This is a genomic window from Actinomadura sp. B10D3 (assembly GCF_039871695.1).
GTDB lineage: Bacteria > Actinomycetota > Actinomycetes > Streptosporangiales > Streptosporangiaceae > Spirillospora > Spirillospora madurae.
In genome coordinates this window covers 13,829-38,048 of record NZ_JBDPLY010000040.1, presented here as the reverse complement: position 1 = coordinate 38,048, position 24,220 = coordinate 13,829, and the positions used below count along the sequence as shown (strand labels likewise).

General features: G+C 72.1%; 24 protein-coding genes. 12 read left to right on the top strand and 12 right to left on the bottom strand.

Annotated features, from left to right (window positions below):
* Positions 1 to 164: 164 nt before the first annotated feature.
* Together ABGB11_RS38380 and ABGB11_RS38375 are read left to right on the top strand one after the other, a co-directional pair.
* The gene (locus ABGB11_RS38380) at positions 165 to 1,415 is read left to right on the top strand and encodes a serine hydrolase domain-containing protein (protein WP_347640419.1); all 1,251 of its coding nucleotides are present in this window, start codon (positions 165 to 167) and stop codon (positions 1,413 to 1,415) included.
* A 103-nt stretch (positions 1,416 to 1,518) separates the two neighbouring features.
* Complete coding sequence (locus ABGB11_RS38375; protein WP_347640418.1) at positions 1,519 to 2,145, top strand: VanZ family protein; 627 nt, start codon at positions 1,519 to 1,521, stop codon at positions 2,143 to 2,145.
* Here the strand turns inward: ABGB11_RS38375 and ABGB11_RS38370 are convergent.
* On the bottom strand, positions 2,114 to 2,431 hold the full coding sequence (locus ABGB11_RS38370; protein ID WP_347640417.1) for a DUF397 domain-containing protein: 318 nt from the start codon (positions 2,429 to 2,431) through the stop codon (positions 2,114 to 2,116). The genes ABGB11_RS38375 and ABGB11_RS38370 overlap by 32 nt on opposite strands.
* On the bottom strand, positions 2,428 to 3,276 hold the full coding sequence (locus ABGB11_RS38365) for a helix-turn-helix transcriptional regulator (RefSeq protein WP_347640416.1): 849 nt from the start codon (positions 3,274 to 3,276) through the stop codon (positions 2,428 to 2,430). The genes ABGB11_RS38370 and ABGB11_RS38365 overlap by 4 nt, the downstream gene beginning before the upstream one ends.
* A 186-nt stretch (positions 3,277 to 3,462) precedes the next feature.
* Here ABGB11_RS38365 and ABGB11_RS38360 point away from each other — a divergent pair, with 186 nt between their 5' ends.
* The gene (locus ABGB11_RS38360) at positions 3,463 to 3,858 is read left to right on the top strand and encodes an ATP-binding protein (RefSeq protein ID WP_347640415.1); all 396 of its coding nucleotides are present in this window, start codon (positions 3,463 to 3,465) and stop codon (positions 3,856 to 3,858) included.
* 12 nt (positions 3,859 to 3,870) lie between these two features.
* Here the strand turns inward: ABGB11_RS38360 and ABGB11_RS38355 are convergent, their stop codons facing one another.
* Entirely contained in the window at positions 3,871 to 6,558 is a 2,688-nt protein-coding gene (locus ABGB11_RS38355) for a LuxR C-terminal-related transcriptional regulator (protein WP_347640414.1), read from the bottom strand.
* Between the two features lie 164 nt (positions 6,559 to 6,722).
* Here ABGB11_RS38355 and ABGB11_RS38350 point away from each other — a divergent pair, with 164 nt between their 5' ends.
* The gene (locus tag ABGB11_RS38350; RefSeq protein WP_347640413.1) at positions 6,723 to 7,280 is read left to right on the top strand and encodes a dihydrofolate reductase family protein; all 558 of its coding nucleotides are present in this window, start codon (positions 6,723 to 6,725) and stop codon (positions 7,278 to 7,280) included.
* Between the two features lie 144 nt (positions 7,281 to 7,424).
* On the opposite strand, the gene ABGB11_RS38345 is transcribed toward ABGB11_RS38350, so the two are convergent.
* The 3 genes from ABGB11_RS38345 to ABGB11_RS38335 form a co-directional block, all read right to left on the bottom strand.
* Positions 7,425 to 7,883, bottom strand: a complete 459-nt coding sequence (locus ABGB11_RS38345) for a PaaI family thioesterase (protein WP_347640412.1) — start codon at positions 7,881 to 7,883, stop codon at positions 7,425 to 7,427.
* Positions 7,884 to 7,978: 95 nt separating this feature from the next.
* Positions 7,979 to 8,878, bottom strand: coding sequence for an arginase family protein (locus tag ABGB11_RS38340; RefSeq protein WP_347640411.1), 900 nt, complete (start codon positions 8,876 to 8,878; stop codon positions 7,979 to 7,981).
* Positions 8,875 to 9,912 carry an alpha/beta hydrolase-fold protein gene (locus ABGB11_RS38335; RefSeq protein WP_347640410.1) on the bottom strand — a complete coding sequence of 346 codons (1,038 nt, stop codon included), beginning with the start codon at positions 9,910 to 9,912 and terminating at the stop codon, positions 8,875 to 8,877. Before ABGB11_RS38335 ends, ABGB11_RS38340 begins: the two co-directional genes overlap by 4 nt.
* A 112-nt stretch (positions 9,913 to 10,024) precedes the next feature.
* On the opposite strand from ABGB11_RS38335, the gene ABGB11_RS38330 reads away from it, so the two are divergent.
* Together ABGB11_RS38330 and ABGB11_RS38325 are read left to right on the top strand one after the other, a co-directional pair.
* On the top strand, positions 10,025 to 10,585 hold the full coding sequence (locus ABGB11_RS38330; RefSeq protein WP_347640409.1) for a CGNR zinc finger domain-containing protein: 561 nt from the start codon (positions 10,025 to 10,027) through the stop codon (positions 10,583 to 10,585).
* Between the two features lie 347 nt (positions 10,586 to 10,932).
* Entirely contained in the window at positions 10,933 to 12,447 is a 1,515-nt protein-coding gene (locus ABGB11_RS38325; RefSeq protein WP_347640408.1) for a DHA2 family efflux MFS transporter permease subunit, read from the top strand.
* 120 nt (positions 12,448 to 12,567) lie between these two features.
* Here the strand turns inward: ABGB11_RS38325 and ABGB11_RS38320 are convergent, their stop codons facing one another.
* Together ABGB11_RS38320 and ABGB11_RS38315 are read right to left on the bottom strand one after the other, a co-directional pair.
* The gene (locus ABGB11_RS38320; protein WP_347640407.1) at positions 12,568 to 14,094 is read right to left on the bottom strand and encodes an acyl-CoA synthetase; all 1,527 of its coding nucleotides are present in this window, start codon (positions 14,092 to 14,094) and stop codon (positions 12,568 to 12,570) included.
* A gap of 58 nt (positions 14,095 to 14,152) precedes the next feature.
* Positions 14,153 to 14,383: a DUF397 domain-containing protein gene (locus ABGB11_RS38315; protein WP_021596528.1), complete on the bottom strand. Its 231-nt coding sequence runs from the start codon at positions 14,381 to 14,383 to the stop codon at positions 14,153 to 14,155.
* Positions 14,384 to 14,578: 195 nt separating this feature from the next.
* Between ABGB11_RS38315 and ABGB11_RS38310 the strand changes: the two genes are divergently transcribed.
* On the top strand, positions 14,579 to 15,256 hold the full coding sequence (locus ABGB11_RS38310; protein WP_347640406.1) for an ATP-binding protein: 678 nt from the start codon (positions 14,579 to 14,581) through the stop codon (positions 15,254 to 15,256).
* Here the strand turns inward: ABGB11_RS38310 and ABGB11_RS38305 are convergent.
* Together ABGB11_RS38305 and ABGB11_RS38300 are read right to left on the bottom strand one after the other, a co-directional pair.
* The gene (locus ABGB11_RS38305; protein ID WP_347640405.1) at positions 15,186 to 16,622 is read right to left on the bottom strand and encodes a trehalose-6-phosphate synthase; all 1,437 of its coding nucleotides are present in this window, start codon (positions 16,620 to 16,622) and stop codon (positions 15,186 to 15,188) included. The two genes, ABGB11_RS38310 and ABGB11_RS38305, sit on opposite strands and share 71 nt — an antisense overlap.
* A gap of 278 nt (positions 16,623 to 16,900) precedes the next feature.
* The gene (locus ABGB11_RS38300; RefSeq protein ID WP_347640404.1) at positions 16,901 to 17,359 is read right to left on the bottom strand and encodes a DoxX family protein; all 459 of its coding nucleotides are present in this window, start codon (positions 17,357 to 17,359) and stop codon (positions 16,901 to 16,903) included.
* A gap of 116 nt (positions 17,360 to 17,475) precedes the next feature.
* Here ABGB11_RS38300 and ABGB11_RS38295 point away from each other — a divergent pair, with 116 nt between their 5' ends.
* Positions 17,476 to 17,937, top strand: a complete 462-nt coding sequence (locus ABGB11_RS38295) for a MarR family transcriptional regulator (RefSeq protein ID WP_347640403.1) — start codon at positions 17,476 to 17,478, stop codon at positions 17,935 to 17,937.
* A gap of 67 nt (positions 17,938 to 18,004) precedes the next feature.
* Positions 18,005 to 19,105, top strand: coding sequence for an FAD-binding protein (locus ABGB11_RS38290; protein ID WP_347640402.1), 1,101 nt, complete (start codon positions 18,005 to 18,007; stop codon positions 19,103 to 19,105).
* On the opposite strand, the gene ABGB11_RS38285 is transcribed toward ABGB11_RS38290, so the two are convergent.
* A complete protein-coding gene (locus ABGB11_RS38285) occupies positions 19,075 to 19,671 on the bottom strand; it encodes an HDIG domain-containing metalloprotein (RefSeq protein WP_347640401.1) in 597 nt (198 codons plus the stop codon). The genes ABGB11_RS38290 and ABGB11_RS38285 overlap by 31 nt on opposite strands.
* Positions 19,672 to 19,687: 16 nt before the next feature.
* The gene (locus ABGB11_RS38280; protein ID WP_347640400.1) at positions 19,688 to 20,206 is read right to left on the bottom strand and encodes a YbaK/EbsC family protein; all 519 of its coding nucleotides are present in this window, start codon (positions 20,204 to 20,206) and stop codon (positions 19,688 to 19,690) included.
* Positions 20,207 to 20,312: 106 nt separating this feature from the next.
* Here ABGB11_RS38280 and ABGB11_RS38275 point away from each other — a divergent pair, with 106 nt between their 5' ends.
* From ABGB11_RS38275 to ABGB11_RS38265, 3 genes are read left to right on the top strand one after another with little or no spacing between them, the layout of a single operon-like run.
* Positions 20,313 to 21,005 (top strand): GntR family transcriptional regulator, encoded by a 693-nt coding sequence (locus tag ABGB11_RS38275; protein ID WP_347640399.1) that lies wholly within the window; start codon positions 20,313 to 20,315, stop codon positions 21,003 to 21,005.
* Positions 21,002 to 22,420 (top strand): hypothetical protein, encoded by a 1,419-nt coding sequence (locus tag ABGB11_RS38270; protein ID WP_347640398.1) that lies wholly within the window; start codon positions 21,002 to 21,004, stop codon positions 22,418 to 22,420. The genes ABGB11_RS38275 and ABGB11_RS38270 overlap by 4 nt, the downstream gene beginning before the upstream one ends.
* On the top strand, positions 22,417 to 24,219 hold the full coding sequence (locus tag ABGB11_RS38265) for a GMC family oxidoreductase (RefSeq protein ID WP_347640397.1): 1,803 nt from the start codon (positions 22,417 to 22,419) through the stop codon (positions 24,217 to 24,219). The genes ABGB11_RS38270 and ABGB11_RS38265 overlap by 4 nt, the downstream gene beginning before the upstream one ends.
* Position 24,220 lies beyond the last annotated feature (1 nt).

Here is a 24,220-nt window from a genome sequence, read left to right as displayed (position 1 = left end):
ACAGGGGGGTCACAGCTCCTGGCTCCGTGCTGTGACCGTCAGCCGGATAGAAATCGCGGCGGAAGGTGATTCCGGATGGGCCACCTTGCGCCGGTTTCCTCGGTTCTGGGAGCTGTGCGTATCGCGGCCCATCAGTTTCGTCGATCGAGAAGATGGGTGTGATCATGAGCCTCGATTCGCGTGGTGTCGACCGGCGGCGGCTGCTCGGGTGGGGCGGGCTGGCGGCCGCCGGCGCGGTGGCGGCGGGCGCGCCGCTGGGAGCCGCCCGGCCCGGCCACGCCGACCCGGCCCCGACCGGCGACGACATCCCGCCGGACACCCGGCCCGGCGGGGCCTACGACCGGTACGTGGCGCGGCTGGCCGCCGAGGACAGGTTCTCCGGCGTGGTGATGCTGTCGCACAAGGGCCGGACGGTGCTGTCCCGCAGCTACGGCATGGCCGACAAGGAGAAGGGGATCCGCAACCACGAGGGCGTCGCGGTCAACCTCTCCTCGGGGATCCAGCCGTTCCTCTCGGTGGCCGTCCTGCAATTGGCGCAGCAGGGGAAGTTGGGCCTGGCGGACACGGTCGGCGCCCACCTGACGGGCTTTGCCAAGGACATCGCCGAGCAGGTGACCATCCATCATCTGCTCACCACGACCTCCGGGCTCAACGCCCCGGAATTGGACCTGCAACGCACCTTCCACAGCAAGGAGGAAGTGCACGAGTTCAACCGGCAGTGGACCCGGCAGGCGGAGCTGGCGGTCCCTCCCGGCACGGGCAACCAGGTCCACACCAACGGCGCCGGCGCCGGGCTCTCCATCGCCGCGCAGATCGTGGAGGCCGTGACCGGCACCACGTACTGGGATTACGTGCACGAGCACGTCTTCAGGCGCTGCGGTATGACCGGTTCGGCGTTCTACACCAGGCCGCAGTGGCTCACGGACGAGCACATCGCGCACTCCTACATGCGGCAAGCCGACGGCAGCCGGGTGGACGCCGTCCGCAACCTGGACAAGGGCAGTATCCACCCGGCCATCCAAGGCAAGAACCCCGGCCGCGCCTTCATCGGCTATGCCACGGACGACGGCTTCGCCACCGCGCCGGACCTCGTCCGGTTCGTGCACGCGCTCCATGACGGCACCGTGCTGGACAAGCCCTACGCCGACCTGCTGACCGGGGCCAAGTTCCCCCGAGCAGCGGCCGGGAACGGCACCCCACTCGCCCGACCGTCGTTCACGGGGTACACGGGACCGATCAAGATCATCGCCGGGCAGTGGCTGTTCGGGCGCGGCGGCGGCACCGGCGGCAGCATCGCCAACTGGAACGTCTACCCGGACAGCGGCTGGGTCGGCGTCGTCCTCAGCAACTACGACGACGTGCCGATCCAAGAGATCACGCAGCAGGAGTTGCGGGCCATCACCGGCCAGAGCTGACGCGGGTGAGGGCGGCCTTCAAGCAACCGTCGCGTCCGTTCGGACATCGAAGAGATCGTAGGGCCGCGGGTGGATCTCACGGTCGGACGAAAGCGGAGGCAACGTGATCATCAGGGACTTACACGGCTTGGTCGGCACGATCACCGGCGTGGTGCTGCTCACGATGGCGGCACTGCCGTTGGCCGCGCTGGCGGTATGGCTCCTGGCATGCCGCCGGAGCGTCACCGGCACCCCGGCACGGGCGTGGAAGACGTCGCTGGCCGATGTCGGCATCGTCTACGGGACGGTGCCGTGGGTGTGGATGATCATGTTGCCGGGCGGCCGGGCGGGCGACGTCCCCGGCCGGGTGAGCCTGCTGCCGCTGCGGGACCTGGTCTCGATGTCGACCACCCAGGTCATCGGCAACCTGCTGGTCTTCGCCGCGCTGGGGTTCTTCGCCCCGCTGCGCTTCCGGGCACTGGCGTCGCTGCCGCGGATCCTGGCGCTCGGGGCGGTCGGCTCCGCCCTGGTCGAGACCGCGCAATACGTCCTGCAACTGGACAGGGTGTCCTCGGTGGACGACATCCTGCTCAACGCCGCGGGCGCCGGCCTGACCGCTTTGGCGTCACGCCACTGGTGGCGCACCACGGCCAACACGTCGTCAGACCGACTCCCATCGACCCAGGGGCCACACGAAGGACCCTCGGACGACGCCCTCGTCAGGACGCCGAGTCGAACACACCGGCCTTAACGTCCGCGAGGAGCGAAGCCCACGCCGACGGCGCGATGGCGTGCATCGGCCCGTCCACATCCTTGGAGTCCCGCAGCGCCACACCGCGGCCCGTCATCGCGGCCACCTCAACGCACATCTGCCCTTCGCCACCGCTGTGGCTGCTCTTGCGCCTCAACGCGGCGACCTCGACACACTGCCCCTCGCTGCCTTCGCTATAAGTACTCTTCCGCCAGATCAGAGCGGCCTCAGCTTCACTGGAGCCTCTCTGTCGCCATCCCATGCTGGCATTCGCCTGATCGGTCATGTCTTTGACCTTAGCTTCTCGATCAGTATTAGTGAATCCTCCGCGGACAGCGAGGATTTCAATAGTTGCGCGAAAGACCAATCGTACCGACGCACGTCCTTGTCTGCCTCCAGGTACCACCCTGCGGTGAGGTTCTCGACCAGCACGACTGAAAGATCACGCGTGCTGATAACGCTGAAAGATCCATTTATGCCAGCATGCGCACCGGCGGAGAACGGGAGCACCCGGACGGTGACGTGGCCCAGTCGCGACACCTCGATCAGGTGGCCTAGCTGGGCCTCCATTGTCGCTTCTCCTCCGATCCGCTGCCTGAGAGCCGCTTCACTGACTATCGCGTTCAACTGCGGCGGGCGCGGTTTCGAGAGAACCTCCTGTCGCCGGAGCCTCACCGCCGTCATGGCGTCCACCTCCACCGATTCCCCTTGTGAGCCCCCGACTTTCATGATCGCCCGAGCATAGGCTTCGATCTGCAAGAGTCCGGGAATTAGATGGAGCTGGAAGCTCTTGATGGAGTTGGCTTCACTTTCGAGGCCGATATAGTCGACCGTGGTCGACAGAAGCCTTCCCTCGTAGCGATGCCACCATCCCTTCTCCGCCGCGTGTTCGGCTAAGTCGAAGAGACACTCCCGATCTCGAGAATCGGTAACCTCGTAGCGGTCGAGCATGTGCTCCAAGGCGGGGCGGCGGATGCCGCGCTTGCCTGTTTCAAGTTTGCTCAGGGAGGAGGGGGTGCGGTGCAACAAGCGCGCCGCCCCCTGAAGCGTGAGGCCTCTCTCCTCACGGAGAGCGCGCAGCCGCTGGCCGAGCTTGCGGCTTCGCATGGTCGGGCGCTGCGGGTTGTCCATGGCGTAATCATTACCTGACGTTGAGTGACCATGGGACGGCGTCCGTCAAGTTGGCCAAAGTGACTCAGTCAAAAGTGACCGGGGCCATCGTGCCCTGGGACTTGGGGACGAGACGCGCGAACGTATCGCTCGTCACAGACCCTTCAGCTCACCCTCTTCGGTGACGACGACCGAGAGGAACGAGCGATGACGGTGCCGACGGTGAAGTTCGACGCGCTTCTACTGCCGGGCATGGAGCGGGCGGCGGGGCATGCGCGCCGGTGGCTGCGGGAAATCCTGGACGGGCACCCGTGCTTGGACGACGCGTCGCTCTGCCTGAGCGAGTTGGTGACCAACGCCCTGCGGTACACCGACTCGGGGGGCGGCGGGCAGATCCTCGTGGAGGTGAGCCACTCGGACGCGACCGTTCGCATCGAGGTCGTCGACGACGGCGGCTCCGCGACCGTTCCGCACCTCGCCGTGCCGGGCGAGACGGCGATCGGGGGGCGGGGCCTCCGCATCGTCGCCTTCCTCTCCGGCGGCTGGGGCGTCGTCCGGCGCGCGAAGGGCCACTCCGTGTGGTTCGAGATCGACCACGGCTGAGGGCCCGGCGGCTCAGCGGGCGCTCGGCCGGTTCGAGGGCGAGAGGCCTTCGGTCTGCTCGCGGATCAGGGCGAGGGTGCAGGCCCGTTCGTGGCGGGCACCGATGCGCTTGAACCGCCGGGCCGCGTCCGTGAGCTCGCCGACGTCGCGGTGAAGGCGCCCGGAGGCGCGGGCGAGGCAGGCGGCGGCCCACGCGTTCTCCGCGGCGGCGTCCGAGGCGGCGGCCAGGCGCCCCGGGGCGTCCGGCAGGCCGGCGGCGACGGCGAGTTCGGCCCCGGCCGCGCGGGCGTAGCCGCGGTGCCAGTCCTGGGGCGGGAAGGCGGCGAACGCCTGCTCCACCAGGGCCGGAGCATCGCGGGACCGCCCGGACCGCAGGGCGGTCCGGGCGTCGACGAACGCCGCGTAGGAGGCCAGGTAGCGGGACCGGGCGTCTCCGGCGATCCGCTCCGCGCGGGCGCGCCACAGCGGGAGACCGTCCTCGTCGCCGAGCAGCCCATGGGCCAGGGCGACGGCGGCGACCGAGGGCGCCATCCAGGCGAGCGGGCCCCCGGCGTGTTCGCAGACGTCCCACAGCGTCGCGGCGCGGGACAGTGCCCCGTCGAGGTCGCCCGCGAGGACCAGCGCCTGGACGAGGGTGCTCATCGCGACCGGTGACCGGGTGCCGATGAGGTCGTCGGACGCGGCGAGGCCGGCCGCCGACAGCGCCGCGCGCAGATCGCCGGCCGCGACGGCGCAGGCGGTGGCCATGTGGTAGGTGTCGGTGATCTCCGGGGCGGAACCCGGGACGTCGCGCGGCATCGCCGGAAGCAGGCCCAGGCGTTCGGTGGCGATCCGGTGCGCCTCCCGGAACCGGCCCGTGGTGAGGGCGGCGATGCCGGACGCGTCCAGCGCGGCCGACAGCAGGACCGGGTCGCCGGTGGTCCGGGCGGCGGCCAGCGCCTCCTCGGCCAGGGACGGGTCCGGGGTCACCTTCTCGGCGCCGTGATTCCACGCCCTGGCGGCGGCGACGTGCGCGGCCACGATCCGGTCGCGGGCGTCCCCGGCGGCACAGGCCCGTTCCAGCAGGTCCCGCAGGCGCTCATGAGGGATCTCGGTGTCGAATCCGGACGGGTGCCGCTCGGCGGTCACCACGGCGAACGCGAGGGTGACCGCTTCGCCGTCGCCGTCGCCCGCCCTGCGGGACTGCTCCGCCGACTCCAGCAGGAGATCGAAGGCCCGGCCGGTCTCGATCAGGGCGTGCGCGGCGTCCGCGGCGTCCCGCAGATCGAGCGCCGCCTCGTCCGGCGCGGGCGCCCGCCGGGCCGCCTCCTGGTAATGGCCGGGTGCCTCACCGAGGAACCGGCGCGCATAGGTCAGGCGTCCGAGGGACCGGGCGAGGCGGTGCGGCACGTCCGCACGGCCGGGCGGCGCGCCGGCGAGGGCCGCGCGCAGGTCGGCGGCGACGGAGTCGAAGCGGTCGCGCCAGTCGCCGTCCAGCAGCGCCTCCATCTCGGCGGCGGTGTCGGCGGCCCACCGCAGGTACCGTCTCCGAACGGCCCCGTGCGCGGCACCGGCGGCCAGCCGCTCCGCGGCGAACGCGCGGACCGTCTCCAGCATGCGCCACCGGCCTTCCGCGGTGCGGACCACGAGGCTCTTGTCGACCAGCCGCCCGAGCAGGTCCGCGGTCTTCCCCGCCCCGAGGCCCGGGACGACCGCACCCACGGCCGCCAGGTCGAACCCGCCGACGAACACCGAGAGGCACTCGAACAGCATCTTCTCGTCATCGGTCAGGAGGTCGTGGCTCCAGCGGATGACCTCGCGCAGCGACCGGTGCCGGTCCACCGGCCCGCGGCCTCCGGTCAGCAACCGCAGCACATCGTCCAGTGCCGACAGCAGTCCGGTCGTCCCGAGGGACGCGGCGCGCGCCGCGGCGAGCTCGATCGCCAGCGGCATCCCGTCCAGCCGGCGGCAGATCTCCGCGACGTCCGCGCCGGCGGCGGTGAATCCCGGATCGGCCGCCACGGCGCGGTCCAGGAACAGCCGTTCGGCGTCGGAGTCCGCCGGGAGCGGGCGGACGGGGACGGTCCGCTCGCCCTGCACACCGATGCGCTCACGGGCGGTGGTCAGGACGGTCACGGTCGGGCACGCCGTGAGCAGCCGCTCGACGAAGCCGGCGGCCGCGTCGAGGAGATGCTCGCAGTTGTCCAGCACCAGCAGCGTCCGGCCCCTGGCGAGGCGGCGGGCGATGATGTCCTCCAATGACCGGCCGGGCCGCTGGGTCACGCCGAGCGCGGACGCCACCGCCTGCGTGACCAGCGCCTCACCGACCGGCACGAGGTCGACGAACGCACCGCCGAGCGGGAACGCGGGCGCGGCCGCCTCGGCGGCCACCGCGGCCAGCCGCGTCTTGCCGACCCCGCCGGTGCCGAGGAGGGTCACCAGCCGCTCCTTCTCCAGCAGGGCGAGCACCGTCGCGATCTCCTCGGCACGCCCGAAGAACGCGGTCCGCGCGGCCGGCAGGCCGGCGATGTGCCCCGGCGGAGGTGTGCCGCGCCGCGCCTCCTCCGCCAGCTCCCAGCGGTCGGTCACGCCGTATTTGCGCAGGAGCGAGGAGATGTGGCTCTCGACGGTCCGCACCGAGATGTGGAGCCTGCCGGCGATCTGGACGTTCGACAGCCGCTCGGCGAGCGCCGCGAGGACCTCCGCCTCACGTTTCGACACCTGGACCGGACGATGGGGAGTCACCACGCCAGTCTCCCCGACCTCGGGACCCTGATGGCGAAATCCGTGCCGTCTCCGTGGCGGCACGGATGTCCTCACCAGGCGGTTGCCGAAGACTTGCGGGCATACGGCGATCACCCACACGTTAAGGATCGGAGAATCCCGTGCGACGCATCATCAACTCGACGTTCGTCTCGATCGACGGTGTCATCCAGGACCCGCAGGACTGGCCGTCCCTCGGGGGCGGCGACTCCGGCGCGCAGACGGAGCTGCTGCTCGGCTGCGACGGCGTCCTGCTGGGCCGGCACACGTACGACAGCTTCGCCTCGGTATGGAAGGGACGATCCGGCGATCCCTACACCGACAAGATGAACGCGGTGACGAAGTACGTCGTCTCGTCCACCCTTGAGAAGACCGACTGGGACAACTCCGTCATCATCGGCGGCGACGTGGTCGGCGAGATCTCCCGCCTGAAAGAGCAGCCCGGAGGGGACATCCTCCTGTACGGGTTCGGCCGCCTCTCCCACACCCTGATGCGGCACGGGCTGCTCGACGAGCTCCGCCTCTGGGTCCACCCGTTCTTCGTCGGGAAGGCAAGCGAGGAGGGCCTGCTCTTCCGGCACGACACCCACGCCATGTTCGACGTCATCGAAACACGGACGTTCGACTCCGGCATCGTGCTGCTGTTGTACCGGAACAGGCCGTCCACCGCCGGGGCCTGACACCCCCGCCGCGCGGGACCGGGAACGGCGAGGCCGAGACACTGCTCGGATTTCTCGACTGTCTGGGAACATCGATCGCCGCGAAGGGCGGGGACGCGTCCGAGTGGACGTCCTCTGCGAGCTGATCGACGGTGCGACCGGACGCTAGACGGCCGAGGGCGCCTGGTCGAGGTCGATGACCCGGGCCAGGGCGGTGGCGGTGGCGAGGGTCGCTCCGCCGGGGTCGGTGAGGAACGCCTCCAGATGGGCCAGGTCGCCGTCACGGCGGACGACGCGCCCGTGGCCGAACACCCAGCCCGGACGGGCCGGACGCTGGAACTCGGTCTTCAGTTCGAGGGTGGACTGGAACTGGTCGGGCCCGAGCGTGGCGAGTAAGGCGGGTCCGACGGTGTCGTAGAGCATCGCGGCCAGGAACGCACCCAGGACATTGCCGACGGGGTTGGTGAAGTCCTCGGAGGCGTTGAACGCGAGCTCGACGCTGCCGCGAGGATCCGCTTTCAGGATCTCCATGCCCAGCGTGGCCGCCGCACGGGGCAGGGGCGCCCTGCCCTCCACGGCGTCCCAGAACGGCCCGGAACGTCCGCTCGTCGGTTCGTCGTTCATTCAGTCCCCTTTCTGGTCGGAGTACCGGGGAGTACCGCACGCGCCTTGGACGTCATTAGTGGTCTGCGGCGTTCCCTCCGTCACGGCTGCGCTGATCATCCACCGAGACCACCGAGACCGTCGACGATGACGTCGGCGAGGAGCCGCGCGTACTTCCCGCCGGGGTCCAGGTCGGGGTCGAAGATGCACACCTCGGCTCCGACCGCGTCGCCGGCCAGCTCCGCGAGGAGGACGGTCAGCTGCCGTGCGTCGAGGCCGCCGGGGGCGGGGCTGTCGACGGCGGGCATGAAAGCAGGGTCGAGGACGTCCACGTCGACATGCAGCCAGTACCCGTCGAGTTCCCCGGCGGCGAGCGTGCCGCGGATCCGGTCCAGCGCGCCGGCGGGATCGGCCATCCACCGACTTGCCGGGATCACGGCGCCGAGGACGCCGCGCACCTCGTTGATCGCGTCGTCGTCATCCCGGCAGCCGACGTGGACGACGTGGTCGGGGGCGAAGTACGGGGCCAGTCCCTCGATGTCGGACACCGCCGGGTAATGCAGGCCGATGGCGGCCGCGAGGTCCTCGCCGGCGACGCTCGCGCACTCCTCCGAGCTACCGGGATGGCGGAAGTCGGTGTGGCCGTCGATGTGGACGAGGCCGTAGCGGCCCGTGCGGGACAGCGCGACTCCGCCGCCGATCAGAACGCTGCAGTCGCCTCCGAGGACGAGCGGGGCGTCCCCGCCGGCGATGATCGACTCGATGCGGTCGCCCAGCCGGATCGCGTGGTCGACGAGCGCCTCCTCGTTGCGGACCCTCCCCGTCCCGGCGCGCCAGTCGTCGACGTAGCGGCCCGCGATGACGGTTCCCGCGTCCCGCGCTCCCTCGTCCAGGAGCCGGCGGTGGAGATCGGCCTCGCGCAGGGCCTCCGGCGCCTTGGCGCATCCGGGGACGCTCGTCGGCTCCGGTGGGCGCAGGCCGAGGTTCGTCGGGGCGGCCAGGATCGAGAGGGTCATCGGTTCTCCCGGGTCAGGCGTCCGGTCAGCCATTCGATCGCCATCGGATAGCGGTACTCGATACGCGCGTGGGTGCCGTCGAAAAGCTCGAAGTGGATGCGGTCGGCGGGCACGTCGACGTCCCTGAGAGCCCGGTGGAAGGCCGAGGCGCCGTGATCGAGGTAGTACTCGTCCTGGCGCCCGGCGTCGATCCAGATGCCGCGCATCGATCTCAGCGCATCGGCGTGGCCCGCCGCCATCCGGACCGGGTCCCACGCCAGCCAGCGCTCCCAGACGTCCGGGACGAGGCTGCCGGTCGCGGGGTCGAACGGCACGTGCACGGTGCCGTCCTCGTCGGAGGAGTACGCCGCCGCATAGCCGTATGTCTCGATCAGCAGTTCGTCCAGCTCGTGGAGGAGCGGGACCTCGGCGTCCCGGAAGTACCGCAGGAACGCGTCGTAGGAGCCGCCGAAGTCGTCGCGGAGCCGCCTGGCGAGCAACGGGAAGGACGACGCGTACGAGGCCTCGAAGAGCGCGTCCCCCGCGTGCGTCGCAAAGGCGCCGAACAGGTCGGGACGCAGCATGGCGGTGACCATCGCCCCGTACCCGCCGCTGGACTTCCCGGTGATCGCGCGGCCGTCGCGGTGGGCGACGGTCCGGTAGTGGTCGTCCACCCATGCGACGACGTCCTCGCACAGGTAGGTGTGGTACTTGCCGATCGCCGGCGAGTCGAGGAACTGGCTGCCGCCGTAACCGGTCCATGCGTCCACGTACACGACGAGCGCGGGCGCCACGTCCCCGCGTGCGAACAGCGCGTCCACCAGTTCGGGGAACGTCCGCCGGAAGGGCGTTCTGTTGCGCCACATGGAGATGGTTCCGCAATAGCCCTGGATGACGTAGATCGTCGGGTAGGCGGCGCCGTCCCCGTAACCGGGCGGGGTGTACACCCACAGCGGGCGCTCGTGCGGGTCACCCAGCGGGTTGCCGCGAAGGGCCCGGCTGCTGACGACGTGCTCGTGCAGCTCGCCTTCGAGGTCTTCCGTCCATGGCGGCATTCGGTCTCCTGGCTTCCCGGTCGGATAACCTGTGAGGAAGTTAGGCGGTTATTCGCAGCAGTGTCAACCAGTGATCTGCTTTGCCGGTTAGCATGGGCCTCGGAGGCAGACCGTGCGAGAACTTCCCCCATCCCTGCGCCCCACCATCGACTTTCTCAACACCGTCGACGTCGAGGAGGGCACCGACCTCCTCGGCGACGGCCCGGCCGCGCTGGCGGACTGGCTGGTCGAGAAAGGCCTGTGCCGCTCCAGACCGCCGTTGACCGCCGTGGACGTCACGGCGGCGAAGGACCTGAGAAGCGGCCTCCGGGCGCTGGCGCTGGCCAACACCGGGGAACCGGTCGCCACGGATGACGTCGAGGCCGCCCAGAAAGTTCTCGCCACGCTGCCTTTCGAGATGCGCCTGCCGGTCGGCACCGAGACCGGCCCCGCCCTCACCACGACGTCCGGCGACGGGCTTGCCGGTGCTCTGGGGCAGATCGCCGCCGCCTACCACGCCGCCGCGATCCGGGGCGACTGGTCGCGCGTGCGGCGCTGCCCGGCGTCCGACTGCGCCTGGGTCTTCTGGGACTCCTCCAAGAACGCGTCCCGGCGGTGGTGCTCGATGCGCGTCTGCGGCAACCGGGCGAAGACACGAGCCTTCGCCGAGCGGAACAAGCCCGCCCCCGCCTGAGTCAGGCGGGGGCGGGCTTCCGGCGTTTCTCCCGTCGGAGCGATGAGTTTCGGCCGGGCCGCAGGTCAGCCCCCGTGAGCTCCGAGGGAGGTTCCGATGTCAGGTCCGTCACACTTCGCTGACCTCGATCGCGGTCGAGGTCGGAGGGTCAGGGACGTGGAGCAGGGCGGACTTGTCGTACCCCGCTGGAATACTCCCGAAGAGCGCCAAGTTTAATGGTTCGCGAAAGTGTCAGTCGCTGCAGTATTTTGCGACGGTATCCCCTGAGACGTGCCCGACGGCCCCCGCGTGCCCGCATGCGGGGCTTGACGATTGGATGAGAGTTGACCGCTCCCGCATCTCCCAAGATGACGGACGGCCCACTGAAGGAACCCGCCGCCGGTGAAGGTCTCGACCGCGGGGTACTCGCGGTCGCCGGTGTCGTCGTCCTCGGCGCGATCATGTCGATCCTGGACGTGACCGTCGTCAACGTGGCCATCAACGACCTGGCCAAAGAGTTCAACACCTCCCTGGCGACCATCCAGTGGGTCGCGACGGGCTACACGCTGGCACTGGCCACGGTGATCCCGATCACCGGATGGGCCTCGGCGCGGTTCGGCACCAAACGGCTGTACATGATCTCGATCGGGCTGTTCGTGATCGGCTCGATGCTGGCCGGGATCGCCTGGTCGGCGGAGTCGCTGATCGCGTTCCGGGTGCTGCAGGGCCTCGGCGGCGGCATGATCATGCCGGCCGGCATGACGATCCTCACCCAGACGGCAGGACCGCAGCGGGTCGGCCAGGTGATGAGCATCGTCGGCGTGCCGATGCTGCTCGGCCCGATCCTCGGCCCGATCCTCGGCGGCTACCTCGTCGACGACGTCTCGTGGCGCTGGATCTTCTTCATCAACCTGCCGATCGGGATCATCGCGCTGCTGCTGTCGGCGCGGATCCTCAGGCGGGACGAGCCGAAGCCGGCCGAACGGCTGGACTTCATCGGCCTGCTGCTGCTGTCCCCCGGCCTGGCCACGCTGATCTACGGGGTGGCCCGGGGCGCCGAGATGAAGGACTTCCTGAAGACCGAGCCGCTGGCGTTCACGGCCGTCGGCACGGTGCTGGTCCTCGGCTTCGTCGTCCGGGCGCTGAACGCCCGGAACCCGCTGATCGACCTGCGGCTGCTGAAGCGGCGCTCGGTGGCGGCGGCGTCCGGCACGATGGTGCTGTTCATGATCGCGTTCATGGGCGCGATGCTGCTGCTGCCGCTGTACTACCAGACCGTGCGCGGCGAGGGCGCCCTGCAGTCGGGCCTGCTGCTGGCCCCGCAGGGCCTCGGCGCGATGGTCACGATGCCGATCGGCGGGAAGCTCACCGATCGGATCGGCCCCGGCCGGGTGGTGCTCGTCGGCATGGTCGTCGTGGTGCTGTCGGTGTCGGGTTTCGCCGCGATCCTCGAGGCGGACACGTCCTACTGGGCGCTCGGCGGGGCGCTGTTCGTGATGGGCCTCGGCATGGGCATGACGATGATGCCGACCATGGCGGCCGCGATCCAGACGCTCGTCCACGACGAGGTGCCGCGCGCGAGCACGATGCTGAACATCATCCAGCAGGTGTCGGCCTCCATCGGCACCGCGATGATCTCGGTGCTGCTGGCCAACCGGCTGGCGTCCGAGCTGGGCGGCGGGGCCGCCGGCGGCGAGATCGGCAGCACCGAGAAGGTGCCGCCGGCGATCATGGAGAAGATCGCCGGGCCGATGGCCGACGCGTTCCAGCACACCTACTGGTACTCGGCGGGGCTGCTGCTCCTGGCGTTCCTGCCTGCGCTGCTGCTGCCGCGCAAGAAGCCGGAGACCGCGGCCGTCGACGCGCCCATGCCGATGCACTGAGGCCGTCTCCCGGCGTCGGGCGGTACGCCGGGAAGGGCCGTTGAGAACGTCTCTGGCGCGTTCCACGCCCCGGCCGGATCCCTGGGGGACCCGGCCGGGGTTTCGCCGTCCAGGGCGCTCTCAGGGCTTGGCGGCGGCCCAGTACTCGTCCTTCAGCAGCCGCTTGTAGAGCTTGCCGGTCGGGTGGCGCGGCAGCTCGGCACGGAAGTCGACCGAGCGCGGGCACTTGAAGTGGGCGAGCCGGTCGCGGCAGTACGCGATCAGCTCCGCTTCGAGCCCGGGGCCCGCGTCGTCCATGGACAGGGGCTGGACGACGGCCTTGACCGCCTCGCCCATCTCGGCGTCCGGAACACCGAACACCGCCACGTCGGCGACCTCCGGATGGACCGCGAGGACGTTCTCGGCCTCCTGCGGGTAGATGTTCACCCCGCCGCTGATGATCATGTAGGCGCGGCGGTCGGTGAGGTGGAGGAAGCCGTCCTCGTCGACGTAGCCGACGTCGCCGAGAGTGGTCCAGCCGTGCCCCCACGGGTCGCGGGACGCGGCGGTCTTCTCCTGGTCGCCGTGGTACTCGAAGGTGGGACCGTTGCCGAAGTAGAGCGTCCCGGGCTCCCCGGGCGGCAGTTCGCGTCCGTTCTCGTCGCAGACGTGGACCTCGCCCAGGATGGGACGGCCGACGGTGCCCTTGTGGGCCAGCCAGTCCTCGGAGTTGGTGTAGACGAAGCAGTTGCCCTCGGTCCCGGCGTAGTACTCGTGCAGGATCGGCCCCCACCAGTCGATCATCTGCTCCTTGACGGGGACGGGGCAGGGCGCGGCGGCGTGCACGGCGGCGCGCAGCGACGACACGTCGTAGCGGGCGCGCGTCTCCTCCGGGAGCTTGAGCATCCGGATGAACATGGTCGGCACCCACTGGCTGTGCGTCACCCGGTACTTCTCGATCGCCGCGAGAGCCTGCTCGGGGTCGAACTTCTCCATCACCACGACGGTGGAGCCGCACCTGTGGAAGACGAGCGAGTAGCGCAGCGGCGCGGCGTGGTAGAGCGGCGCCGGGGACAGGTAGACCGAGTCGGCGCCGGCCTGGAACAGGCCGGTGATCAGCATGTAGAGGGCCCCGGGCTCGCCCATGGGCGCCAGTGACAGCGGCGGCTTCACGCCCTTGGGGCGGCCGGTGGTGCCAGACGAGTAGAGCATGTCCGAGCCCTCGCACTCGTCTTCGATGGGCGTGGCGTGGTGGAGCGCCACGCGCTCCTCGTAGGACTCGTAGCCGGGGGCCGTGCCGCCGAGCATGAGGCGCAGCGGCACGTCCGGCGGGTTCTGCGCGGCGGCCTCCATCGACGTGCTGGTGATGAAGGCCTTGGCCTCGCAGTTGTCCACGATGTAGGCGAGCTCCTCGTGCTGGAGCCGCGAGCTGATGGCGGTGTAGTAGAGCCCGGAGCGCTGTGCCGCCCAGGCGATGGCCAGGTAGAGCGGGTGGTTCTCCAGCATGAACGCGATGTGGTCCCCCGGGCGCAGCCCCTCCGCGCGGAGCAGCTGCGCGAGCCGGTTGGACTCCTCGTTCAGTTCCCGGAAGGTGACGACCCGCCCGGAGCCCGCCATGATCACGGCGGGCTTGTCGGGCGTCTGAGCTGCGATCTGCCCCAGGTGCATGGCCGCAACCTACCGGGCTGGATCACCGAATGGAATCACATTCGGTTTCTGGGGTGGGTCACACGAGCATGTGGTCGAAGTCACCGTCCTTCGCTCCGCCCACGAACGCCTCCACCTCCTCGCGCGTGTAGACGAGGATCGCTCCCTCAGGGTCCCGGGAGTTGCGCACTGCGATCTCCCCGTTGGGGAGCTCGGCCATCTCGACACAGTTGCCGGACGGGTTGCTCCGCCGACTCTTCTGCCAGACGAGCGCGCTGCGCCGGACGTCCGACATGTGGTGGCCGTCCATCTTTTCCCCCTCTAGGCGTCTCGGCCTCCCTCGTCGGGAGACCGGCGATCTCGCCCCACCCCACACAATGGTACGAGATGCACGTGCATTCGTTCTTGCATTGGTTCATGCAGACGGTCTTGCATCTGCACGGCTTGGGGAGCAAGATAGCGAACGCTCACCGGTGACAACCCCGCACGCCTCTGAGGTTTGACCATGACCGTTGACCAGGCAGACGAAGTCGCAGCCCCCGCCGCCATGGGGCGTGGCCGGCCGCGGCACGCCTCGGACGTTCACACGCCCTGGCCGGACGCCCCGCCGAGGACGATCGGCCCGAACGTCCCCGCGCCCGCCGCGAGCGTCCCGGCCGCCGCACCCGGACTCGCCGGGCTCTGGCCGGCCCCGCACGCGGGCACCCCGCGCACCGCGCGGCGAGTGCTACCCGCCGAGATCACCGCGCCGCGGTCGGCGCGCGAGTTCACCCAGGTCACGCTGGACGCGTGGGGTCTGTCAGGCGACGCGGGCGACGTGGTCGTCGCGGTGTCGGAACTGGTGACCAACGCGCTCCGGCACGGCCTGGAGGGACTCCCCCAGCCGCTGCCGCTGTGCCCCATCCAGCTCGTCCTGATCGGGCACCCGCGCCGGCTGCTGGTCTCGGTGACCGACCCGGGCGCCCGCGTCCCCGAGCCCGCGCCGAACGACCCGGGCCGGTTCGTCGAGGGCGGCCGTGGGCTCCTCGTCGTCGGCGCGATCAGCGACGCGTGGGGCTGGGCGCGGCTCGCGACGGGCGGCAAGGCCGTCTGGGCGGCCTTCGACCTGCGGGTCAGCTCTCCAGAGCCGCAGGAAGCACCGGCTGGGCGGGCACCGGACGCGCCGGATTCTCCAGCTCGCTGAGGAAGTCCTGGGCCCACCGGTCCACGTCGTGCTCGATGACGCGGCGGCGCATGGAGCGCATCCGCCGGGCCTGCTCGGCGGGCTCGGCGTGCAGCGCGTCCAGCAGCGTGCCCTTGAGGCCGTCGATGTCGTAGGGGTTGACCTGGAACGCTCCGCGCTTCAGCTCGGCCGCGGCGCCGGTGAACTCGCTGAGCACGAGGGCGCCGCGCAGGTCCCCGCGGCAGGCGACGTACTCCTTGGCCACGAGGTTCATGCCGTCGCGCAGCGGGGTCACCACCATCACGTCCGCGGCCAGGTAAAGCGCGGTCAACTCAGGACGGTCATACGAGCTGTGCAGATAATGGATGACCGGAAATCCGATCTCGCCGTGTTCCCCGTTGATCCGCCCCACTAGCTGCTCGATCTCCTCCCGGAGCAGCTGGTACTGCTCGACCCGCTCCCGGCTCGGCGTCGCGATCTGCACGAAAACGGCCTGGCCGGGCTTGATGTGGCCGTCCTCGAACAGCTCCCCGAAGGCCTGGAGCCGCTGCGTGATGCCCTTGGTGTAGTCGAGCCGGTCGACGCCGAGCAGGACGGTCGCGTCGCCGAGATCGGTGCGGATCTCCTGGGCGCGCTCCCGGACGTCCTCGCGCCCCACCAGGTCGTGCAGCTCGCCCACGTCCACCGAGATGGGGAACGCGCGGGCGCGCACGACCCGGTCGTCCCAGAAGACGTCCTGCTTGACGTAGCGGGCGTCGAGGAGCCGCCGGCAGAGGCGCACGAAGTTGGCCGCCGCGCCCGGGAGCTGGAAGCCGACCAGATCGGCGCCGAGCAGGCCCTCCAGGATGCGCCGCCGCCACGGGAGCTGCCAGAACAGCTCCACCGGCGGGAACGGGATGTGGAGGAAGAAGCCGATCCGCAGGTCGGGGCGCAGCTCGCGCAGCATCCGCGGGACGAGCTGGAGCTGGTAGTCCTGCACCCAGACGATCGCGTCCTTGGCGGCGACCTTCGCCGCGGCCTCGGCGAACCGCTGGTTGACGCGCACGTAGGCGTCCCACATCGCCCGGTCGTAGACCGGCGTGGCCACGACGTCGTGGTAGAGCGGCCAGAGCGTGGCGTTGGAGAAGCCCTCGTAGTAGAGCCGCACTTCGTCGGCGGACTGCGCGATGGGGTGCAGGGCCATGCCGTCTTCCTCGAACGGCTCCAGCTCCTCGCCGGGCGCGCCCGTCCACCCGATCCACGTGCCCTGCCTGCGCCGCATCACCGGTGCGATCGCGCTGACCAGGCCGCCAGGGCTGCGCCTCCACCGGGGGACGCCGTCGGCTCCGACGTTCCGGTCCACCGGCAGCCGGTTGGCCACGACCACGAATTCACTACCGCTCGACACCTGCGACCCGCCTCTCCAGGAACCCTCAGCGATCACTCATGCCCAGAAACGGTCATCGGGAACATTGTGTCATTTCGACGCAAAGGACCCGGTATCCGCAAAGGGGGATGTCAGGCGGACGGGGCGGCGGCACCGGCGTATTGGAGCGGGCCATAACCCTTTCCCGGCAGGTGACCGCTGTCGAGGCCGCTGTCACGACGGAGGGCCACCCCACGAAAAAGTTATCCAGATCACACTGTGCCGGGCCGCCGCGCGCGCAGGTGCTGGAGACCCGTTGATCAGGCGTTGACGGACGCCCGGCCGGGGGCGCTCTCGCGGCGGCGCCCCCACAGGACGGCGTCCAGGGAGAAGCGCCCGGCGCCCGTGAAGGCGAAGAGCAGCGCGGCGGCGGCGAGGACGAGCACGTACTCGTAGCCGCGCTCCTGGGAGAACAGTCCCTTGCCCATGTGGACGTACCAGAACGCGCCCGCCATGTTCAGCGCGATGAGCACGCCGGCGACCGGCACCAGGACGCCGGCGACGAGCGCGGCGCCCCCGAGCAGCTCGACCCAGGTGGCGTAGCCGGCGGCGAGCCCGGGCAGCGGGATGCCGAGGTGGTCGAAGGACCGGGCGACCTCGGCGTGCCCGGTCTCGGCGAGCTTCTGCCAGCCGTGCGCGATGAAGATCACGCCGACCGCGAGCCGGCCGATGAGCAGCCCGGCGTCGGGGAGCGCGGGGGGACGGCGAGTCGGGAGCATGCCTCGTCTCCTTCACTGGAGGGTCGGGTGGAACCGGCGGAGCACCGGCCGAAATGATTCAAATTTAGACCATCTAGAAACTTCAAGGGTGTTTTCATGCCAACTAGAATCACCGCATGGACGATGCCGGGGCCCCGCTCGAACCGCGCGAGCTGCGCGCCTGGATGGCGTTCCTGGCGGCGGGCCACCTGATCGAGCACGAGGTCGAACGGCAGCTCAAGCGGGACGGCGGGCTGTCCCACCCCGAGTTCGAGGTGCTGCTCAGGCTGTCGTCCGCCGAAGGCGAGCGGATGCGCATGTCCGACCTCGCGCGCGAGGTGATGGTCTCCAAGAGCCGGCTCACCTACCAGGTCACCCAGCTCGAACGGGCCGGGCTCGTCAAGCGGACGGCCTGCGAGTCCGACCGCCGGTCGGTGTGGGCGGAGCTGACGGACGCGGGCGCCGCCGCCCTCGCCGCGGTCCGCCCCGGGCACCGCAGGGTCGTCCGCGAAGTGCTGATCGAGGTGCTGACGCCGGAGGAGATCGACCTGCTGGGCGACGCGCTCAGCCGCGTCGCCGGGCGGCTGCGGGAGCGGTGAGCGCGCGGCTCGGCTAACGTGATCGGCCTGGGCCGCGACGGAGCACACGACCGGCGGGAGCGCGACCATGCGGGACTTCGGGGGGATCGTCGAGGCCGCGCCCGCGCGGACCGTCCGGCCCGCGTCGGCGGAGGAGGCCGCGGCCGCCGTCCGCGACGCCGCCGCACGGGGCCTGGACCTCGTGCCGCGAGGCCTCGGCCACTCCACCCACGGCCAGTCGCTCACGATCGGAGTCTCCCTCGACCTGCGCGGACTCGCGGGCGTCCACGTGACCGGCGCGGACCGGGCGGTCGCCGGCGCCGGGGCCACCTGGCGGGAGGTCCTCGCCGCGACGCTGCCGCACGGGCTCACCCCTCCCGTGCTGACCGACCACCTGGACGTGACGGTCGGCGGGACGATCTCCGCGGCCGGCGTCGGCGGGACGTCCCACCGGCACGGGACCCAGGCGGACAACGTCCTCGCCCTGGACGTCGTGGTGGACGGCGAGCCCGTGGCCTGCTCCCCCGCCGTCCGGCCGGACGCCTTCGACGCCGTCCGCGCCGGGCTCGGGCGGCACGGCGTCATCACCGGGGCGACGCTGCGGCTCGTCCCGGCACCGGAGCGGGTGCTGTCCTGCACGGTCCCGTGCCGGGACGCGGCCGATCTGCTCCGCTTCCAGCGCGAGGTACGGGCCGAGCACGTCTCAGGGCAGGTCAAGCCGTCGGACTCGGGCTGGGTGTTCGAGGCCAAGGCCGTCCTTTACGGGGACGAGGGCGAGCCGCCGCCGGGCACCACCGAGACCGAGGAACTCTCCTACTTCGACTTCTGCGACCGGCTGCGCCCCGACATCGAGGAGCTGATCGCGCTTGGCGAGTGGGCGCGGCCGCACCCCTGGGGCATGGTCTTCCTGCCCGGCTCCGCCGCCGCCCCCGTCATCGCGGCGACGCTCGCGGACATGACCACGGCGGACCTGGGCCTCAGCGGGGTGATCCTGGTCAAGGCGCTGCGGGTCGGCCACGTCCCGATGCTGGACGCGCCGGAGGACCCCGTCCTGTTCGGCTTGCTGCGCACCGCGTCGCCGGGCTGCGCGCCCGTCCCGGACATGCTCGCGGCGAACCGGGCGCTGCTCGACCGCGCCACCGCCGCCGGCGGCACCCGCTACGCCGTGGACTCCGTCCCGGCGGGGTAGGCGGACTGGAAGGCCAGCCGCCGGTCGGCCCCCGCGGCGAGGCGGTCGCAGACGTCGTCCAGGTCCATGAAGACCTGCCACTTCTCCTGGCCGGACGCGGCGGCGAGGACGTCCATGAGCCGCTGCTCCAGGCCGGGGACGCGCGTGGCCTTCCACACGTTGTCGGCGAGGCTGACCAGCAGGTCGTCGACGCCGATGTCCGGCCCGTCCCAGGACGCGTGGGTGCGCGCGAAGCGGGCCAGCCGCTCCTCGACGCCCCGCTCGCGCAGGAGGGCGTGGCCCGCCCGCTCGTGCTCGGCGCCGGGACCGGTCAGCTCGGCCGGGTGCAGCGCCTTGCCGATGTCGTGCGTGGCCGCGCCGAACAGCACCGCCTCCGCGTCGACGGCGAGGGCCGGATGGCGGTCGGCCGCCCAGGCCACCAGCTCGGCGGCCACGTCGTGGACGGCCCGCAGGTGCGCCGCGAGGCGGGGCGGTGCGCCGACGTCCTCCAGGAGGCGGGCGGCCCGCTCCGGCAGCGGGCGCGGGCCCGGGTCGGTCAGCGCGCGTCTCAGGGCGTCGGACGTCATGCGCGGCCGCCCGCGCTCACAGCGCCAGGGCGAGGACCTCGGCGCCGGGGAGGGCGGTGAGGGCCTTGCCGGGCAGGAGGATCTTGGACTTGCGCAGGCCGCTGCCGATGACGACGTGCGGAGCGGCGGCGACGGCCTCGTCCACGAGGACCGGCCAGCCCTCCGGGAGGCCGACCGGGGTGATGCCGCCGTACTCCATGCCGGTGAGCGCCGTGGCGTCGGCCATCGGCGCGAACGAGACCTTCCGGGCGCCGAGGTGCTTGCGGACGACGCCGTTCACGTCCGCGCGATCGGTCGCGAGGATCATGCAGGCGGCGTAGCCCACCTCGCCGCCCCGCTTCGCGGCGACGACCACGCAGTTCGCGCTGGCGTCGAGGGGCACGCCGTAGCGCTCGCAGAACGCGGCGGTGTCGGCGAGCTCCGGATCGATCTCGGCCGCCTCGGCACCCGGCAGCCCGCCGATCGCCGCGGCGACCGGATCGGCCAGCAGGTCGCGCCGTCCGTCCGCGGGCCGCCAGTCGAGCGTGCCGAGCATGTCTCCGTCCCCTCCTCGTGATCCCGGTCTCCACCCTGCCACGCTCTTGACGCCAATGCCCGCGGCGTGGTCCAGTGGCTGAGCCACTGGACCTCTGGAGGTAGCGTTGCCGTCCACACCGATCCCCCGCGACACGGTCGTCGACTCGCTCGTCGACCGGCTGCGCGACGACGTGCTGAGCGGCCGGTATCCCCCGGGTTCCTACCTGCCCCCCGAACGCGACCTCGCCGCCGGCTACGCGGTGACCCGCACGTCGCTGAAGCACGCGATCGTCCGGCTCGCGCAGGCGGGACTGCTGGAGACGCGGCACGGCGTCGGGACGCGGGTGCGCGACTACGAGCGGCTCGGCGGCCCCGAACTGCTGCCGATGCTGGTCAGCACGGTCGGGCCGGCGTGGATGGCGGAGATCTTCGAGGTGCGCCGCGAGGTCGGCGCGCAGGTGGCGGCCAAGGCGGCGGCCAGCGCGACCGGCGAGCACCGGGCCCGGCTGCGGGAGCTCGCCGCGCAGGTCCGGGACGCCGCCGACGGCGACGCGGCCCAGCTCGCCGAGTGCGAGATCCACCGGGTCATCGCGGCGGCCACCGGCAACCGGGTGTACGGCTTCATGGTCAACGCCCTGCTGAACGCCTACCTCGCCGTCCGGGAGGGTTTCGTGCACGCCTTCAAGGACCCCGCCGCGGCGGCCGGCCGGCTCGCGCCCCTCATCGACGCCCTGTGCGACGGCGACGCGGACCGGGCGCGCGCCGCGGCGACCGCCTACTTCACCGAGACCGAAGCGATCATGACGGGCCGGCGATGACCGAGAGCGCGAGACTCCAGACCCGCCCCGCGGAAGGCGAGACGAAGGCCGGCCGGGGCACGGTGTTCCGGGAAGTGATGGAGGGGGTCGTACGGATCGCCGGCGAGGACGCCGAGCGACCGATGCGGCTCGAACTCGCGGCCACCCTGCCCGAAATCCTCCGGCCCTGGGGGGACGTGGAGGGCGAGCTGACCGGACGCGTGCACGTCCCCGGCTGGGCGGACGATCGCGCGGCGGTGGGGACGCTGCGCGTGGCGCCGATCGCCGCGCGCCGCATCCGCTACACGCTGGAGTTCACCGCGGACGACGGCCGCAGGCTGCGCCTGGACGGCTGGAAGACCGTCAGCGCGCGGCGGCCCGTCCGGTCGATGACGGTCCTGCCGCTCACGGTGACCGGCGCGGACGGGACCGTGGCCGGCGAGGCGCGGCTGCGCTTCGACGTCCGGCGGCACCTCCTGCCCTTCCTCCGCGGCTTCCGGTTCCCGGGCCCCGATCCGATGCGGTCGCGCTGGCGGGGGCAGGCCGGGCGGCTGGAGGTCTGGTACACGACGCTGACCGACCCGGCGACCGGCACCGGCTTCTGGCTCCACCACGAGCTGGTCGCGCCGGACGAGGGCGAGGCGCGGGCGCACGGCTGGGCCGCCGTCTTCCCGCCCGGCGAAGCGCCCGTGCTCGCGCGGTTCGGCCCGTTCGGGTGGAGCCGTCCCGGCGATGCCGCGTTCGCGGCCGGGCCCGTCGCGCAGACGGGCGACAGGCTCACCGGCTCGGCGGGCGCGATCACCTGGGATCTGCGCGAGTCGGGCGGCGGGCGCCCGCTGTACACGTTCCCGCGCTGGGCGTGGGCGTCGGAGCTGCTGCCCGCCGCGCAGATCGTCCCGAAGCCGACGGCGAACTACGACGGCGAGGTGCGGTTCGGCGACCGGGCCCTCGTCCTGGACGGCGCGCCCGGCGCCTCCGCCCGCATCTACGGGCACGGGCACGCGCGGCGGTGGGCATGGCTGCACGCCGACCTCGGCGGCGGCGACGTGTGCGAGATCGTGGCGGCCGTCTCGACGCGCCCGGGGATGAACCGGCTGCCCCCGCTGCCGTTCGCCCGGCTGCGAGTGGACGGCGCCGACCTGCCCTCCGGCGACCCGCTGCTCGCGGCGCTCCGGCTGCGCGCCGACGTCCGCCTGCCCACCTGGACGGTCCGCGGACGCATCGGCGACCGGGCCCTGCACGTGACGGTGACGCTGCCGCCGGAGGAGACCGTGCCGGTCGACTACGCCGACCCGGACGGCGCCCCGGCGGTCTGCCACAACTCCGAGCGCGCCGATGTCCGGATCGTCCTGGCCCGGCGGTCCGCGGACGGCTGGAAGACCGAGCGCGAGTGGCGGCTCGACGGCACCGGGCACGCCGAGGTGGGGCTGCGATGAGCGCGATGACCGGGACGGTCGCGGCGCTGCTCGGCATCGAGGACGCCGACGACCTGGCCCGCGTCGCGGCCCGCGCGGAGGCCCTCGGCCGCGCGCTGCCCGCCCCGGCACGGCTCGGGCTGCGCGCCGGGGCGGGCACGCTCGACGCGCTGTCGCGCCTCGCCACCGGACACCCCCTGGAGGCCCTGGACGCCGAACGCCGGGACGCGTTCTGCGCGCTGCTGACGTCCCGCGAACCGGCGGCCCGGCTCGTCGAGGCGCTGAAGATCCCGCTGCTGCTCGCCGCCGGCACCGAGCTGCTGCCGCCGCCCGGGGCCGCGGGCGACCCGCGCCCGGACGCGCCGCTGGACTGCACGCCGTCCGCGGACTGGCCGTCCTGCTCGACCGCCGACGCCGTCGTCATCGGGTCGGGGGCGGGCGGGGCGATGGCCGCGCGGACCCTCGCCCGGCGCGGCATGTCGGTCCTCGTCCTGGAGGAGGGGCGCCGCTTCACCGTGGCCGAGTTCCGCGACCGGCCACCGCTCGACCGGTTCCTCGACCTGTACCGGGACGGCGGCTCGGCCGTCGCGCTCGGCCGCCCGCCGGTGCTGCTGCCCGAGGGCCGGGCCGTCGGCGGGACGACCGTCGTCAACAGCGGCACCTGCTACCGGACGCCGGACCGCGTCCTGCGGCGGTGGGCCGGGATGGGCGTCCCGGTCGACGGCTTCGGCGCCCACCTCGACGAGGTGGAGGCCACCCTGCGCGTCACGCGGCAGCCGGTCGCGCCGCTCGGCCGCAACGGGCTGCTCGCCCTGGAGGGCGCGGAGCGGCTCGGCTGGCGGGCCGCGCCGCTGCGCCGCAACGCCCCGGACTGCCGGGGCAGCGGGCAGTGCGCGGCGGGGTGCCCGCACAACGCCAAGTACGGGGTCCACCTGAACGCGCTTCCCCAGGCCTGCGAGGCGGGGGCGCGCATCGTGACCGAGGCGCGGGTCGAGCGCGTGCTGGTGGAGCGCGGCACCGCCACCGGCGTGCGGGCGCGGCGCCCGGACGGCACGACCTTCGAGATCCTCTCCCCCCGCGTCGTCGTCGCGGCGGGCGCCACGCAGACCCCGCTGCTGCTGCGGCGCTCCGGCCTCGGCGGGCACCCCCGGCTGGGGCGCGGGATGGCAGTCCATCCCGCCACGAACGTCGCCGGGCGCTTCGCCGAGCCGGTCGTGTCGTGGTCGGGGGTGATGCAGAGCGTCGGCATCGAGGAACTGCACGGCGACGGGATCCTCATCGAGGCGACCGCGAGCCCGCCCGGCATGAGCTCCTTCCCGCTGCCCGGAGCGGGACGGGCGCTGCGCCGCGAGCTGGAGAACGCCGACCGCCTCGCCGTGCTCGGCGCGATGATCGCCGACGCGCCGTCCGGCCGCGTGCACGGCCGGAACCGGCCCCTGGTCCGCTACGACCTGGCCCGGGAGGACGCCGCCCGGCTGCGGCGCGCGCTCGTCGCCATGGGGCGGATCCTGTTCGCCGCCGGGGCGGCCGAGGTGCTCACCGGCCTGCCCCGCCGCCCGGTCGTCCGGGACGAGGCCGAGCTGACGCGCGCGGTCGCGATGGCGCCCGCCGCCGACCTGCACCTGGCCGGGTTCCACCCGACCGGCACGGCGAGACTCGGCGCCGACGCCGCGCGGGCGCCGGTGGACCCGTCCGGACGGCTGCGGGGCGTCCGCGGCGTACACGTCGCGGACGCCTCCGTCCTGCCGAGCTGCCCGGAGGTGAACCCGCAGCTCACCGTCATGGCGATGGCGCTGCGGATCGCCGAGGGCGTCGGCTGAG

Bases quoted from the DNA above. Each gene is read 5' to 3' on its own strand.
- ABGB11_RS38380 (WP_347640419.1), top strand. From the start codon at position 165: ATGAGCCTCGATTCGCGTGGTGTCGACCGGCGGCGGCTGCTCGGGTGG.
- ABGB11_RS38370 (WP_347640417.1), bottom strand. From the start codon at position 2,431: ATGACCGATCAGGCGAATGCCAGCATGGGATGGCGACAGAGAGGCTCC.
- ABGB11_RS38365 (WP_347640416.1), bottom strand. From the start codon at position 3,276: ATGGACAACCCGCAGCGCCCGACCATGCGAAGCCGCAAGCTCGGCCAG.
- ABGB11_RS38360 (WP_347640415.1), top strand. From the start codon at position 3,463: ATGACGGTGCCGACGGTGAAGTTCGACGCGCTTCTACTGCCGGGCATG.
- ABGB11_RS38345 (WP_347640412.1), bottom strand. From the start codon at position 7,883: ATGAACGACGAACCGACGAGCGGACGTTCCGGGCCGTTCTGGGACGCC.
- ABGB11_RS38340 (WP_347640411.1), bottom strand. From the start codon at position 8,878: ATGACCCTCTCGATCCTGGCCGCCCCGACGAACCTCGGCCTGCGCCCA.
- ABGB11_RS38335 (WP_347640410.1), bottom strand. From the start codon at position 9,912: ATGCCGCCATGGACGGAAGACCTCGAAGGCGAGCTGCACGAGCACGTC.
- ABGB11_RS38325 (WP_347640408.1), top strand. From the start codon at position 10,933: ATGACGGACGGCCCACTGAAGGAACCCGCCGCCGGTGAAGGTCTCGAC.
- ABGB11_RS38320 (WP_347640407.1), bottom strand. From the start codon at position 14,094: ATGCACCTGGGGCAGATCGCAGCTCAGACGCCCGACAAGCCCGCCGTG.
- ABGB11_RS38315 (WP_021596528.1), bottom strand. From the start codon at position 14,383: ATGGACGGCCACCACATGTCGGACGTCCGGCGCAGCGCGCTCGTCTGG.
- ABGB11_RS38310 (WP_347640406.1), top strand. From the start codon at position 14,579: ATGACCGTTGACCAGGCAGACGAAGTCGCAGCCCCCGCCGCCATGGGG.
- ABGB11_RS38300 (WP_347640404.1), bottom strand. From the start codon at position 17,359: ATGCTCCCGACTCGCCGTCCCCCCGCGCTCCCCGACGCCGGGCTGCTC.
- ABGB11_RS38295 (WP_347640403.1), top strand. From the start codon at position 17,476: ATGGACGATGCCGGGGCCCCGCTCGAACCGCGCGAGCTGCGCGCCTGG.
- ABGB11_RS38290 (WP_347640402.1), top strand. From the start codon at position 18,005: ATGCGGGACTTCGGGGGGATCGTCGAGGCCGCGCCCGCGCGGACCGTC.
- ABGB11_RS38285 (WP_347640401.1), bottom strand. From the start codon at position 19,671: ATGACGTCCGACGCCCTGAGACGCGCGCTGACCGACCCGGGCCCGCGC.
- ABGB11_RS38280 (WP_347640400.1), bottom strand. From the start codon at position 20,206: ATGCTCGGCACGCTCGACTGGCGGCCCGCGGACGGACGGCGCGACCTG.
- ABGB11_RS38270 (WP_347640398.1), top strand. From the start codon at position 21,002: ATGACCGAGAGCGCGAGACTCCAGACCCGCCCCGCGGAAGGCGAGACG.
- ABGB11_RS38265 (WP_347640397.1), top strand. From the start codon at position 22,417: ATGAGCGCGATGACCGGGACGGTCGCGGCGCTGCTCGGCATCGAGGAC.